Origin of the sequence: Stieleria sp. (genome assembly GCF_041595215.1) — a bacterium.
GTDB lineage: Bacteria > Planctomycetota > Planctomycetia > Pirellulales > Pirellulaceae > Stieleria > Stieleria magnilauensis.
Map to the genome: position 1 here is coordinate 1 of NZ_JBFHKV010000092.1, position 13,629 is coordinate 13,629.

Genomic DNA, 13,629 nt, shown 5'->3' on the forward strand with positions numbered 1-13,629 from the left:
GTGTGGTCGACTGCACCAACGGATTGGCACCGGTGCCAATGGCGACGACGGCCATGTCGATCGGCATCACAAATTCAGAGCCTTCGATCGGGACCGGACGCCGACGCCCCGAGTCGTCCGCTTCGCCGAGTTCCATCTTGACCAACTTGACTCCGGTCAAATTGCCTTCCTCGTTGCCGACAAACTCCAGCGGGTTGTGCAGGTTCATGAACTGCACGCCCTCGTCCTTGGCATGGTGCATCTCTTCGCCCCGGGCCGGCATTTCTTCCTCGCTGCGGCGGTAAATGATGTAGGCGTTCTTGGCGCCCAATCGCAACGCGGACCGAACCGAATCCATCGCCGTATTCCCGCCGCCGACGATCGCCACGTTGCGGCCGCGGCAATCATAAATCGGTGAATCGTATTGATCGGGATCGTAGGCCTTCATCAAGTTCACTCGCGTCAGAAACTCGTTCGCCGAGTAGACGCCGGCCAGCTGCTCACCGGGAATGTTCATGAACTTCGGCAGCCCCGCCCCGGTGGCGATGAACACCGCATCGTAGCCTTCTTCGTTGAACAGCTCGTCGATGGTGACCGTCTTGCCGATGACGACGTTGGTTTGAAAGTCGATGCCCATCGCCCGCATGTTCTCGACTTCTTGCCGAACGATTTCTTTGGGCAAACGAAACTCCGGGATGCCATAGATCAACACGCCGCCGATTTCGTGAAGCGCCTCAAACACGGTCACCTCGTGGCCTTTCAACGACAGGTCGCCGGCGCAGCTCAATCCCGCCGGTCCGCTGCCGACGATCGCAACTTTCTTGCCCGTCAGCGGTGCGCGTTCGGGAAGCCCCACCTGGCCCGTCTGGCGTTCGTAATCGGCCACAAATCGTTCGATGTGCCCGATCGCCAACGAATTGAATCGCCTGGCCAACACGCAGGCGCCTTCGCATTGGTTCTCCTGAGGGCAAACACGCCCCGTGACCGCCGGCAACACGTTGTCCTCACGCAGCTTGGCGGCTGCGGACAGGTACTCACCCTCGCGAACCAAATCGACGACTTCACGGATCTGCACGCCCACCGGACAGCCGTGCGTGCACTTCGGATCGGCACAGGTCAAACAACGCTGCGACTCGCGCTGCGCGATCGCTTCGGTCAAGCCCAAGTTGACTTCGTCAAAGTTATGCGCCCGCTGGCATGCCTCCTGTTCGGGCATGACCTGGCGGGGAATTTTGGTGCGCTCTTTAGGAGGAAGTTTATCAACCATTGATCAGAATCTGAATGGTGCGTAGATGGTGTCTGACGTGTGACCCTTGACTTTCAAACCGTCCGTGGACCGACTTCCGGAAACTTCTGCTCCATGTGGCAATGGTGAGCTTCCTCCAGGTCGTCAGTCGGATCGACCTCGAATGCTTCCAACGATTCCTGTTCGCGATCACGGTACATCTTGTTGCGCTGGATCAGATTGGTGAAATCGACTTGATGCGCGTCAAACTCCGGTCCATCGACACAGGCGAATTTGCATTCCTTGCCGACGTACACTCGACAGCCGCCGCACATGCCGGTGCCATCGACCATGATCGGATTCAAACTGACGATGGTCGGGATCTGATGCGGGCGCGTGACCTCGGCGACCGCCCGCATCATCGGGATCGGACCGATCGCCAACACGTGATCGATCGTTCGCCCCTGATCGATCAACGCTTGCAACTTCTGTGTGACGAAGCCGTGTTCGCCGCAGCTGCCGTCGTCGGTCATCAAATACAGTTCGTCGCTGGTCGCGCGAACCTCGTCTTCCAAAATCAGCAACGACTGATTGCGGGCACCGACGATCGTGATCACGTGGTTGCCGGCTTGTTTCATCGCGACCGCGGTTGGGTAGGCGATGGCCGTTCCCACGCCGCCCCCGATGACGACGACCGTGCCGAACTTCTTGATCTCCGACGGCTCGCCCAAGGGGCCGACCACGTCCAAGATCGAATCGCCGGCTTCGAGTTGATTGAGCAGTCGCGTCGTCTTGCCGACACCCTGAACGATGATCGTGATCGTCCCCTCTTCGACGTCCGAGTCGGCAATCGTCAACGGGATTCGCTCGCCGTGCTCGTGGATGCGGACGATCACAAACTGCCCCGCCTGCCGCTTGCGGGCAATCCGAGGCGCTTCGACACGGAACAACTTGACATCGCCAGAGAGAAAGCGTGATTCTTTGATGGGAAACATGGCGGGCGTGGTGTGGAGTGCGACCCTGTACGCTGGGCGGATCGGCCGCCGGCACGTGAGTTGGAAACACCTGATCCGATGAACGGGCGGCCTTTCGTGCAAGCACGACTCGTGCCTGCCTGCCGCTCAGCTGCCGCAAATACCATGCCTGCTGCTGACGTTCGTTTCCCGAAACGGTCACGCTGGCAGTAAAAGGGACGCGACCGATGTGAAGAATGCCGACAGATCCGGCCAGTCGCCCCATTGTCACCCGCTGCAGAGAATGTGCCCCACAGAAGCGCAATTCAAGACAGCGTGCGCCATATCGCACACACCTGTCGGGCTGACTGCACGAACGAAGCCATGCGGGACCAATCCGACTGGCAACAATTCGGGTTGCTCAATCCAACCGCTCGGACCGCATCTTGGTCGTGGCGCTGAGTGTCACTCCGTTCAAAAACGAGCCGTTGATCCAGCCGATCTCGTTGTAGCCGACCTCCACTTTCACCGTGATCTGTTCATTGTCAAACGCGGCACTGGGGTCTGGATCCACCGTCACATCCGACGGCGAGACGCTGACGGATGCATCGGACAAAAATTCGACGACCTTCTGCTTGACCGAATCGGCGGTCGCATCCGGCAGGGCGGCCTCGCGAGCGCCCTCTCGCGATGCATTGGTCAGTAATTGTTGGACCATCATCCCTCGACCGAACTCGATGATCCCTAACACCAAGAGGATCAAGAATGGCGCTACCAACGCGAACTCCACCGCGGCGGCCCCCTTTCGTCTACGTCGAATTGCGTTCATTCAATCAAACCTTATTGCACGATCACGGGCGGAGAGTAAATGTTCTGGCTGGTCCCACTGACGCCAGGGGCCGCTTGAACAACGCCTTTGAATGTGACGTTGGCTGGCTGGACGCTGACATATTTGTTTCCGCCGGTCAGATTGACGGCAACGATCCGGACACCGACAAACTTCACGATCACGAACTTCGCATTGTTGCCGTTGCCCGAGACGTCACGATAGATGGGAATGATGACCGGTTTTCCGGCAATGGATTCGAGATCATCCTTCACGCTGGCACTCAAGCCGGGATCACCGCCGAGGATCAATTCTCCGGAATCATCCAGCGCCAGTGAACCGCCGTGATAATCGAGGTCGGACTGTGAAAGTCCGTCACGAATTTGCCCGGCCAGATGCTTGGTGGAATTGGAGGACTGGCCGATATTGACCGTTCCAAAGTTTCCCGAGCTTGAAGTCCTCGTCGGGAACAACACGACTTCAGGAATACCGTCGGGAGTGGCGTCGACCGACTGGCTAATCGCGTCGTATCCCCAATCGTCGGCACCCCGACTTACTTGTTGCTCCCAATAGTCTTCGTCAACCGTGATTGGCAGAAACGGGACATTGGCACCGGCCCCAGGGACCTTGAATCCGCCAACGTTCTTGATGATCGCTGCGGTGGCCTCGGCACGCAGCATCATGCTCGAATAGCCGAAGATATTTGCAAAGAATAGACCGACTTCCCCGTTCCGATCCGCCGTTTGGCTCACTTTGACACGCACCGCATTGTATTGTTCAGGCTCATCAAACGTCATCGACCCACGTGGATTACTGAAATCGATCCTGCCCACGACGATGTCACCGTCCGAATCGGCGTTGAAGGTATTCCTGTGGACGGTCACCTGTCGATCCAGCACCGGATTGTCTTCGACGTACTGCTTGGCAGTGCGTCGCGTGTCGGTGATGATTCGATACGCATTGCCGTCATTGCGAAATTCTAAGACGGCTGCGTGCGCGGCCGCGTCGGCCGACCGCTGCAGATCCGATTGCGCCACCATCAGTACGCCTAGGTCAACGGCGCACGCAACCATCCCCAGTACGACGACGAGCAACACCGCGACAAGCACGGCGACGGCACCACGCCGACGCCCGATTTGATTGGACTTCATTATTTGACACTCGGAGCACACTTGACGCCCCAGCATCACGGGTAGCTTGGCGGTCTCTTCGTTTCAGAGATCCATAGCTTTGCGTCCCGGCCTCACGACCGGTTTGCCTTTATCTGCGACTGGAATTGTGGCGAATTGGACTAGTAAACTGCTCGAACCCTATGTCATTGCCGGACAGACGCAAATTCTGAATTGCCTCTGGGACGCAAAGTGGCTGACTTTAGGGATCTCCCTCGCGCCGGAGCAGTCAGACGGCCGAGAAGCCAGAACCTCTGCTGGTCCGGAAACGCGATGTCGCCGGACGGACCGGAGGTGTCACCCGGCCGGCGATGAGATGTTTAGCCGGGGGAGTTCGATTCCTCGGTCGATTTCCACCACCGCCGAACGGGAGACACCGCCATGACCAAGTATTTTGTCCAATCAGGAACGCTTCGCACCACCGTCCAAGCCGAATCGTCTCGCAAGGCGGCGCTGTGGGCGGTCCATCAAGCCATGCAGCAAGTCTTACCGGTCGACGACACCGATGGCAAAACGGCTCAATCGAAAATGGAGTCGGCGGCGACCGGCGGGATTCGCGTGATGGATGAGATCGTCCGCGTCAGTGAACTCGGTTTCGACCGCGAGGACGCGCCGGTGCTCTCCACGATGGATGTCGTCCGCCAATGGAATGAGATGTTTGCGGCGCTGGACCGCTTGCAACGGATGCTGCACGAAGGTGCCGTGGCGGCGTGACCGCACCCTCAGCCATGCGTTCGATGGACCGCCGGAGTCACGCCCGATGGAAGGTGTTAGCGGAACTACTGGTCAGCCGACGCGTTCGGCGATCACGCGCAATTGTGCCGCAGCGTCGGTGAGAGAAGCGTCTGGATAACTTCCTTCAAACGCATCCTCGTCGTCGTCGATCTCATCGACCTCAATGTAGACCTCTTCCTCCGCCGCCTCTTGAATCGGAGCCTTTTGCGGCGCGGGCGCCGGCCTGTCGACGCGCCGCACTTCGCGTCGTTGAGAGGAAGCCATCGGGACGTATTGCGACTCCAGCGCCGCGCAGGCCAAGGACTCGCGCGTCTGACGCCTCACACGATCCCGCCGTTCTTCCTGCGACGCGTCGGGAAACAAACCGCGGCACGGACGGTTCACCAGGGTCGCCACCAGCAACGTCAGTGCAGCCACGATCCCAAGCAACGGGATTTCATAGGTTGCCCCGACAACCACCGTGATCGACAACACGAACGCAAGCAGAGCTTTGAACAAATAGTCCGATGCCGACGCCGCCAGCGCAACCGTCCAGTGCGATGTTGTTGCACGAGACGCTTTGGTCTGCGATGACGCTGTCTGCGCCAATCGGCTGGCCGTGTCGATGAATAGATGAAGCACCTTTGCAACAAAGCGCAGCAAGGCAAACGCGATCACCAACATCGGAAGCGGAAAGGTGGCAACACCCGAGTGATCCGGGAAATAGAGAAACAAGAACACCGCCGCGACACACAAGACGGCCATCGTCCCGCGGATGACAAGCCGCAACTGATGCGATGCTTCGAATGCCGCGACTGCAGCCGACACCGCGCGTGATTCGGACACCACCAGCGGTTTACCGTGGACCTCTGTCGATGCCTGTCCACTGATCACTTGGGGGCCGGCTTCAACGCCGCGGGACCTGTCGAGGCCACTCGCCCGTTCGGTTTGACTAATCATGCCCATGATAGCCAAGCTCCAGTTGGTACTTGTAAGACTGGGCGGTGGATCCTCTCATCATCAAGCTCCTTGCCATGGCAACCTTCGGTCGCGAGCTGCTTCATGATGCACAAAAGAGTGAGAGGGATCATCCGCTCATTGATTCGATCTGTTCTCCCTGCCGACGATGTCTGCACCTCCGTTATAGCCAGCCAGCACAGGCTGTCGAGGAAATTCAGCGGGGAACATCAATCAATTCACAGCCATTATCCGATACGCCATCAATCTGATGAACAGCACCACACCACCATGGTGGGGTCATGTAATGAAGCTGACGGCGCGCGGGCGATCACTCAATCTTCATCGGCGGTGACCGCGGTCTTTCCACCCGCCCGCCAACGCAAAAAGGCGTCCAGAAAACCTTGCAGTTCGCTGCCGTCGATGACACTGTTGAAATTGCCGACGTAGTGTCCGGTCCTGGCATCTTTGACGCGCTGGTCGGGGTGCAAGAAGTAGTTGCGAATCTGGCTGCCGAAACCGGTCCTGGCCTGGGTGCCATACTTCGCCGCCGTTTCCGCTTCGCGTCGCTCCTCTTCCAATCGGGCCATTTTGGCGCGAAGCATCTTCCACGCGTTGGCCTTGTTCTGGTGCTGGCTGCGTTCGCTTTGGCACTGCACCACCGTATTGGTGGGGATGTGAGTGAGACGAATGGCGCTGTCGGTTTTGTTGACGTGCTGGCCACCGGCACCACTGGCGCGAAAGGTGTCGGTCCGAACGTCCTTCTCTTCGATTTCGACCTCAATGGAATCATCGATTTCAGGCGCGACGCTGACCGCAGCAAAACTGGTCTGCCGCTTGCCTTCACTGTTGAACGGGCTGATGCGAACCAAGCGGTGCATGCCCTCCTCGCCTTTCAGATAGCCATAGGCCATCGGCCCGCGGATGGCGATCGAGGCACTGTTGATGCCCGCTTCTTCGTTTTCATGCCGGTCAAGCAATTGGATCTTGTAATCTTGGTTGACCGCCCAAGCGGAGTACATCCGCAACATGATGTCGGCCCAGTCGTTGGCATCGGTCCCGCCATCCCGGGCGTTGATCGTCAGAATCGCTCCGGCGCTGTCGTTGGGACCATCGAGCAGGGCTTTCAGCTCCAAATCATCCAGAATGTTTTCCAAGCGTGAAAGCTCCTGGCTGACCTCGGCGGCAACCGATTCGTCCTCATCCGCCATCTCCATCAAGACACTTAAGTCCTCGACGCTGCTGGACAATTCGTTCATCGGGCCGACAATGGCTTTGAGAGCCTTGAGCTCGCCGACCGTTTTTTGAGCCGACTCGTTGTCGTCCCAAAAGTCCGGCTGGCCCATCTTGGCTTCGATTTTTTTGATCTGCCCTGCCTTGCCGCGATGGTCCAAGGACTCGGCGAGCAGTTTCAGGCGTTTTTCGATTTTTTCACTGCGCTGAACCAGTTCCGCGTCCATCAGTGATCACATCCTTTTCGCCGATCACGACGAATACTTGACATTGAGAAGACTTTCCAGAGAGGTTGAAAACTATACATGGCACGCGTGGTCCTGGCGATGAGTGGGGGAGTCGATTCGAGTGTGGCGGCACATCTGTTGCTCGAGGCCGGACACGAGGTGATCGGCGTGTTCATGCGCCACGGCGAGGAGTCCAGCGAAGTCTGCAAGGTGGATCGCGGTGCGGACCCATCCGCCCCGGCGGGTCAGGCTTCAGCCCCGTCGCTGCCCGTCCTGGGGGGCCTGGCGAGCGGGCGTGCCGACCACAAACAGGGCTGCTGCACCGCCAGCGATGCCGCCGACGCCAAACGCGTCGCCGCTAAATTCGGCATCCCCTTCTACGCACTGGATCTGCAAGCCGATTTCCGACGCATCGTCGATTACTTTGTCGATGACTACTTGAATGGACGCACACCGAATCCTTGCGTGAAATGCAATCATTGGATCAAGTTCGGCCGCCTGTTCGACTACGCCGCCGGTGTCGAAGCTGACTTTCTCGCCACCGGGCACTACGCCAGGATGATCGACGGCCAGTTGCACCGCGGATTGGACGGCCACAAAGATCAGTCTTACGCGCTGTTCGGAATTGGCAAGAGCCGTTTGCCACGAATGTTGTTGCCGGTCGGCGATTACGAAAAAACCGAAATCCGCAAGATCGCCGAAAGCCTCCAGCTGGGCGTCGCCGGGAAACGCGATAGCCAGGAAATCTGTTTTGTCACCCAAGGCCACCACAGCGATTTCGTCAAAGCTCGCCGCCCCGAACTGGTCGGCACCACGGCCGGCGACTTCGTCACCACCGACGGCCGGGTCGTCGGCTCACACGATGGCTACGAAGCGTTCACCGTCGGCCAACGAAAGGGCCTCGGGATCGCCCTGGGCACGCCCCACTTCGTGATCCGGATCGACCCCGAAACCAATCAAGTGGTGCTCGGGGAGAAGGAATCGCTGGCGTGCGGGCAACTGACGGCCGGGGATGCAAACTGGTTAGTCTCGCCGGAATCGCTCAGCCGCCTGGCCTCGTCCGACGCCGGAACCGGCGGGCTGTCGGTCCAAATCCGCTACAACGGATCCCCCCAACCGGCCTCGGTCGAAGTCGACCCGGGATCGCCGGATCGATTCACCGTTCACTTCGACGCCCCCGTCGACGCCGTCGCGCCCGGCCAAGCCGCCGTCGTCTACCACGGCACCCAAGTCCTCGGAGGCGGCTGGATCGAGTGACGCCCCAACGCGACGCATAGACAACTCGACAAACGCCGCCACATCGCGAGAATTGGCGAATCAGGCGGCACTGCATCGCCCCCTTCAACGACATCAGCACGGCGATCGGCGGAATCATGGCGAAGAAGAAATCAAGTGAATCGGCATCCTCCAAGGGCGAACCGGGACCCCAAGTCGACTTCGAATCGGCGCTCGCGGAAGTCGAAACCGTCGTCGAAATGCTCGAAGGCGGGGAGCTCGGACTGTCCGAATCACTTGTCCAGTACGAACGCGGCATCGAAAAAATCAAGCTTTGCCACCAAGTTCTCCAGCAAGCGGAAAAACGTATCGCGGTGCTGACCAGTGTCGATGAAGACGGGACGGCGTCGGTCGAACCGGTGGACACCGGAGAGGGCAGCCAAACCCCCGCTAGCGGCGGCCGCTCCGCATCGGGCCGAAAGCCGGCCAGAAAGACGCGCGGGCCCGTCAGCGACGTGGACGAAAACGAGGGGCTTTTTTAAGCTGTACAGTGTGGGGATAATTACTGCTCACCCCTTTCCGCCCTAGTGTCAGCCTTGCCCGCCTCTCCGATCGAACAAACCAACGCGCAAGATACCGAGCCTGGAATCCATCAAGCACTCGGTGACCTGCTGCCCTCCATCGAACAATCGCTTCAGGCGGCGTGCCAATTCGGCAGCGGTTGCCCGGATCGGCTGGCCGACGCGATCCGCTATGCCGTGCTGGCTCCCGGCAAACGGCTCCGCCCGGCACTGGTCCTGATGGCCGCCGAGGCCTGTGGCGGGACGATCGACGAGGCGATGCCCGGTGCGGTCGCGGTGGAAATGATCCACGCCTACTCGCTGATCCACGACGATTTGCCCGCGATGGACGACGACGACCTCCGCCGCGGACGGCCGACTGTCCACATCGCCTTCGACGAAGCCACCGCGATTTTGGCCGGCGACGCGTTGCAGCCCCTGGCGATCGCGCACCTGTGCCGCAACGTGACGGATCTGCATCGACGTGCGCTGGCCGTCGAGCTGCTGGCTAACGCCGCCGGCCCCGAACAGCTCGTCGGCGGCCAAGCCGATGACCTGGCCGCCGAGTCGGGCCAGCTGCCCGCCGAGGTCGCCGCCGAACTGGAATCGGCCGGCCACAAGCCAGCTGCCGAGCAGCCCAATGAACCGAGCGGCAGCCCCCCCCGTAGTCCAGAGGGATGCCCCGGACTCGCGTTCCTGGAATCGATTCACCGCCGCAAAACGGGTGCCCTGTTCACCGCGTCGCTTCAACTGGGAGCCGTCTTGTGCGGCGCCAACGATCGACAATCCCAGGCGCTGACCGACTTTGCGGCCGATCTCGGATTAGCATTTCAGGTGGTCGACGACTTGCTGGACCACACCGCTGACGAATCCAACCTCGGAAAACGCGTCGGAAAAGACAGCGATCGCGGAAAACTGACGTACCCCGGACTGCTGGGGCTCCCCAACGCACAAGCCTTCGCCAGCGACTTGATCCGATCCGCAAAATCGCACCTGACCGTTTTAGGTCCGCCCGCTTGGCGGTTAGAGTGTCTGGCGGATTATGTCCTCGCTCGCACCCACTGATTTCAAGCAATCACCTTGATGCGGTAACCACGGATTGACCCGCTCGACCGACATCTCAAAAGGAAGCCAAATTGAACGACCCAAAACATCCCCTGCTGGCAAGCTTGAAAGACGCGACAGGGCTGCGAGATTTTTCGCCCCAGCAATTGGAGTCGGCCGCTGACGAAATCCGTGACGTGCTGTGCAACCTGCTGGCAACCCGGACGGCGCACTTTGCGTCCAACCTGGGCGTCGTCGAACTCTGCCTGGCGCTGCACTGTGAATTCGACTTCCGCACCGATCGCCTGATCTGGGACACCGGCCACCAAATCTACCCGCACAAACTGGTCACCGGCCGCTACCACAGCTTTCCCTCGATTCGCACGCAGGGCGGCTTGATGGGATACCCGAACCCACAGGAAAGCGAGTACGACTTGTTCATGACCGGCCACGCCGGCTGCAGCGTCAGCACCGCAGTCGGATTGCGCAGCGGTGACTTGATGGTCGGCCAACCCGACCGCCGGACGGTCGCGGTGATCGGCGACGGGGCCTTCCCCAGCGGCATCGTGTTCGAAGCGCTCAACAACGCCGGCCACCTGGAAGACGATCTGACGATCGTGCTCAACGATAACAAGATGTCGATTTGCCATCGCGTCGGCGCCGTCGCCGGCTACCTGGACCGCCTGCGAAGCAATCCGTATTACACCGGCTTGAAAAGCGAAGTCGGCAAACTGCTGGAACAGATCCCGATGTTTGGCGATCCGGCCGAACGGTTTCTGGCCCAGTTGAAGGAAGGCGTCAAAGCCGGCTTGGTCGGCGGCATGCTGTTCGAAGAATTGAACATCCGCTACGTCGGGCCGATCGACGGGCATGACATCGCGCTGGTCCGCAAGTACTTGGCGATGGTCCGCGAAATGAAAGGCCCGGTGCTGCTGCACGTGGTCACCGAAAAAGGCCATGGATACAAACCCGCCGCCGCCGACCCGGTGTTCTTCCACACTCCGCCGGCGTTCGAAGACCGGGACGGCCAACCGGTGCCCCGGCACAGCGATGGCCTGCCCCCGTTCACCGTGCACGCCCGTGATGCGATCAGCGCCGCGATGGCCGCCGACGAAAAGGTTTCGGTGATCACCGCGGCCATGTGCCAAGGCAACAAACTGGAACCCGTCCGCGAAAAATTCCCCAAACAGTTCTTCGATGTCGGCATCTGTGAATCGCACGCGGTCGCCTTCGCCGCCGGTCAATGCAAGGCCGGAGCGCGGCCGATCGTCGATATCTACAGCACGTTCTTGCAACGCAGCTACGATCAGATTTTCCAAGAGGTCTCGCTACAAGATCTGCCGGTCGTGTTCATGCTCGATCGCGCCGGGTTGACCGGCCCGGACGGACCGACCCACCACGGCGTCTATGACGTCGGCTACATGCGTCTGTTCCCCAACATCGTCGTGATGGCCCCGGGATACGCCGAAGAACTGGGCATGATGCTTCGCTTCGCACTCGATCACGATCATCCCTGCAGCATTCGCTACCCCAAAGCGTCAGCACTTCAACGCGGACAAGTGGCCCCCGACATCGAACTCGGCAAAAGCGAAGTCATTCGCCACGGCGATGACGGAACGATCGTGGCCTTCGGTGCGATGCTGGAAAACGCACTCGCCGCCGCCGAGATGCTCGAAGGCGAACTGGATCTGTGCGTCGTCAACGCGCGGTTCGCCAAACCGATCGACGAAGAGATGGTCAGACAGACGATCGAAACCGGAAAATTCGTTCTGACGGTGGAAGAAAACGCGGTGATGGGTGGCTTCGGATCGGCGTTCCTGGAATCCGCCGTCGCCCAACGACTGGACACCCGCGGCGTCCAGACCCTCGGGCTTCCCGATAGCTTTGTCGAGCACGGGGACCGCAACGAATTGCTGCACCAATGCGGACTCAGCCCCGAAGCGATCGCCGAGCGATGCCGACAAGCGGCGCCGGCAACGTCAACCTTCGCCTGAGCATGTCGGTCGGACATGGGACCGGCCTCCAGGTTGTCGATTCCGCAGCGACAGACTGGAAACCGATCCCACGAAGTCTTCGTCCATTGCTATGCTAGGCAACCCATGACGCTCAACCCCGCAGAACCGCGCTCCAACAGTCGAACCTGGCCCAACGGCGACCGGAACGTGCCCCGCGTGGTGATCATCGGTGCCCCGGATCGCGAGCGTGTCCGCAGCGAAGCCATCCGCTTGCGGCCGCTGATTGCCCAGCACGCCGAGATCGTTGCCGAAGACTTTCACTTCGAATACGGCTTCGATGACCCCGACATCGACCTGGTCATCGTGCTCGGTGGCGACGGTTCGATCTTGCAAACCGCCCGGCAACTCGCCGGAAAGAAAATCCCCGTGCTGGGAATCAATTGCGGAAACCTCGGCTTCCTGGCCGCACTTTCGCCGGACGATTTCTTGGAGGTCTGTCCCCGCGTCTGCTGCGGTGCCTTCGAAGTCGTCGACCACTTGATGCTGGAAGTCAGTCTGATTCGAGACGGCCAGACCATCTGCCAGCAGCTTGTCTTGAACGAGGTCGCGGTGCTCGGCGGACCGCCGTACCAGATCCTGGGAATCGATCTGTTTGCCGATGGCAACTTGGCGACACGGTATCGCTGCGACGGGCTGATCCTAGCGACGCCGGTTGGTTCGACCGCACACAACTTGTCCGCCGGCGGACCGATCCTGCGACGCAACCTGCACGCCGTGGTGATTTCACCGATCAGCCCCCACACGTTGACCTATCGGCCGCTGGTCGATTCGGCAGACACCGTGTTCGAGCTGACCGTCAGCGAGCCGAACGCATCGACCAGTGTCGTCGTGGACGGGCGAATCCTCAGCCAGCTCCTGCCGGGCGACCGCGTCCAGGTCCAACGTTCCGACAGCACCTTTGAAATGCTCTCGGTCCCCGGCCAAAACGACTACCGCACCCTGCGAGAAAAACTCGGCTGGGGCGGCTCACTGTAGCCGCCACCCCCACCAACGCCCACCGGGGACAGACCCCACCAGTCTTTCTCATTTTTTGACCAACCCATTTTTTGACCAATCACTCCGCCACTGTTTCCCAAAAGACGTGAAGCGGAGCTGGGGCGTGACCGCAGAACGCTGCGCTTTGCTTTGGGGATCAGGTCAAAATATTTGTTGGTCAAAAAATAGGAGAGAAAATCGGAGAGAAGAGGCCATCAGGGACAGACCCCGAGAGGCATTCCACCGGGGACAGTCCCTAGGGCGATCGGCTTTGTCGGTGAAATGGTGCGCGACGCTTGGTAACATGAACGCATCAGTTCGTTGGCGCCCCTTGGAATCACCCCGTTTTCGGCAACACAGAATGTCTGCAGCTCAACGTTTTTTGCCACATTACACCGTCGCTGACTATCAAGCCTGGCAGGGTGACTGGGAACTTTGGCAGGGCATCCCGGTGTCGATGACACCCAGCCCGTTCGGCCCTCACCAACGAATCGCCAAGAACTTGGTGTTCGAAATTGAGTCTCAAATCCGCAAGCA

The 13,629-nt window shown here is 60.0% G+C and carries 12 protein-coding genes and 1 riboswitch; of the genes, 6 read left to right on the forward strand and 6 right to left on the reverse strand.

Going from position 1 to position 13,629, the window contains the following annotated elements:
- The 4 genes from gltA to ABX749_RS05850 all read right to left on the reverse strand — a co-directional run.
- A partial coding sequence (gene gltA, locus ABX749_RS05835; RefSeq protein ID WP_372895150.1) for an NADPH-dependent glutamate synthase occupies positions 1-1,195 on the reverse strand: 1,195 nt, incomplete at its 3' end.
- 104 nt (positions 1,196-1,299) lie between these two features.
- Positions 1,300-2,199 (reverse strand): sulfide/dihydroorotate dehydrogenase-like FAD/NAD-binding protein, encoded by a 900-nt coding sequence (locus ABX749_RS05840; RefSeq protein WP_145210146.1) that lies wholly within the window; start codon positions 2,197-2,199, stop codon positions 1,300-1,302.
- A gap of 379 nt (positions 2,200-2,578) precedes the next feature.
- Positions 2,579-2,986 (reverse strand): TadE/TadG family type IV pilus assembly protein, encoded by a 408-nt coding sequence (locus tag ABX749_RS05845; protein WP_372895151.1) that lies wholly within the window; start codon positions 2,984-2,986, stop codon positions 2,579-2,581.
- An 11-nt stretch (positions 2,987-2,997) separates the two neighbouring features.
- The gene (locus tag ABX749_RS05850; RefSeq protein WP_372895152.1) at positions 2,998-4,134 is read right to left on the reverse strand and encodes a TadG family pilus assembly protein; all 1,137 of its coding nucleotides are present in this window, start codon (positions 4,132-4,134) and stop codon (positions 2,998-3,000) included.
- 37 nt (positions 4,135-4,171) lie between these two features.
- A riboswitch (cyclic di-GMP riboswitch) is annotated at positions 4,172-4,252 on the reverse strand.
- Positions 4,253-4,533: 281 nt separating this feature from the next.
- Here ABX749_RS05850 and ABX749_RS05855 point away from each other — a divergent pair.
- Complete coding sequence (locus ABX749_RS05855) at positions 4,534-4,866, forward strand: hypothetical protein (protein WP_145210155.1); 333 nt, start codon at positions 4,534-4,536, stop codon at positions 4,864-4,866.
- A 72-nt stretch (positions 4,867-4,938) separates the two neighbouring features.
- On the opposite strand, the gene ABX749_RS05860 is transcribed toward ABX749_RS05855, so the two are convergent.
- The gene (locus ABX749_RS05860; protein ID WP_372895153.1) at positions 4,939-5,832 is read right to left on the reverse strand and encodes a hypothetical protein; all 894 of its coding nucleotides are present in this window, start codon (positions 5,830-5,832) and stop codon (positions 4,939-4,941) included.
- 326 nt (positions 5,833-6,158) lie between these two features.
- A complete protein-coding gene (gene prfB, locus ABX749_RS05865) occupies positions 6,159-7,283 on the reverse strand; it encodes a peptide chain release factor 2 (RefSeq protein ID WP_372895154.1) in 1,125 nt (374 codons plus the stop codon).
- A 78-nt stretch (positions 7,284-7,361) separates the two neighbouring features.
- Between prfB and mnmA the strand changes: the two genes are divergently transcribed.
- The 5 genes from mnmA to ABX749_RS05890 all read left to right on the forward strand — a co-directional run bounded on the left by mnmA (position 7,362) and on the right by ABX749_RS05890 (position 13,092).
- Positions 7,362-8,540, forward strand: coding sequence for a tRNA 2-thiouridine(34) synthase MnmA (gene mnmA, locus ABX749_RS05870; protein ID WP_372895155.1), 1,179 nt, complete (start codon positions 7,362-7,364; stop codon positions 8,538-8,540).
- Between the two features lie 116 nt (positions 8,541-8,656).
- Positions 8,657-9,040, forward strand: a complete 384-nt coding sequence (xseB, locus tag ABX749_RS05875) for an exodeoxyribonuclease VII small subunit (protein WP_372895156.1) — start codon at positions 8,657-8,659, stop codon at positions 9,038-9,040.
- A gap of 45 nt (positions 9,041-9,085) precedes the next feature.
- The gene (locus ABX749_RS05880; protein ID WP_372895157.1) at positions 9,086-10,123 is read left to right on the forward strand and encodes a polyprenyl synthetase family protein; all 1,038 of its coding nucleotides are present in this window, start codon (positions 9,086-9,088) and stop codon (positions 10,121-10,123) included.
- Between the two features lie 71 nt (positions 10,124-10,194).
- Positions 10,195-12,096 (forward strand): 1-deoxy-D-xylulose-5-phosphate synthase, encoded by a 1,902-nt coding sequence (gene dxs, locus ABX749_RS05885; protein WP_372895158.1) that lies wholly within the window; start codon positions 10,195-10,197, stop codon positions 12,094-12,096.
- A 105-nt stretch (positions 12,097-12,201) separates the two neighbouring features.
- Positions 12,202-13,092 (forward strand): NAD(+)/NADH kinase, encoded by an 891-nt coding sequence (locus tag ABX749_RS05890; protein ID WP_372895159.1) that lies wholly within the window; start codon positions 12,202-12,204, stop codon positions 13,090-13,092.
- Positions 13,093-13,629: the final 537 nt, after the last annotated feature.

Bases quoted from the DNA above. Each gene is read 5' to 3' on its own strand.
- ABX749_RS05845 (WP_372895151.1), bottom strand. From the start codon at position 2,986: ATGAACGCAATTCGACGTAGACGAAAGGGGGCCGCCGCGGTGGAGTTC.
- ABX749_RS05850 (WP_372895152.1), bottom strand. From the start codon at position 4,134: ATGAAGTCCAATCAAATCGGGCGTCGGCGTGGTGCCGTCGCCGTGCTT.
- mnmA (WP_372895155.1), top strand. From the start codon at position 7,362: ATGGCACGCGTGGTCCTGGCGATGAGTGGGGGAGTCGATTCGAGTGTG.
- ABX749_RS05840 (WP_145210146.1), bottom strand. From the start codon at position 2,199: ATGTTTCCCATCAAAGAATCACGCTTTCTCTCTGGCGATGTCAAGTTG.
- ABX749_RS05890 (WP_372895159.1), top strand. From the start codon at position 12,202: ATGACGCTCAACCCCGCAGAACCGCGCTCCAACAGTCGAACCTGGCCC.
- prfB (WP_372895154.1), bottom strand. From the start codon at position 7,283: ATGGACGCGGAACTGGTTCAGCGCAGTGAAAAAATCGAAAAACGCCTG.
- xseB (WP_372895156.1), top strand. From the start codon at position 8,657: ATGGCGAAGAAGAAATCAAGTGAATCGGCATCCTCCAAGGGCGAACCG.
- ABX749_RS05855 (WP_145210155.1), top strand. From the start codon at position 4,534: ATGACCAAGTATTTTGTCCAATCAGGAACGCTTCGCACCACCGTCCAA.
- ABX749_RS05860 (WP_372895153.1), bottom strand. From the start codon at position 5,832: ATGGGCATGATTAGTCAAACCGAACGGGCGAGTGGCCTCGACAGGTCC.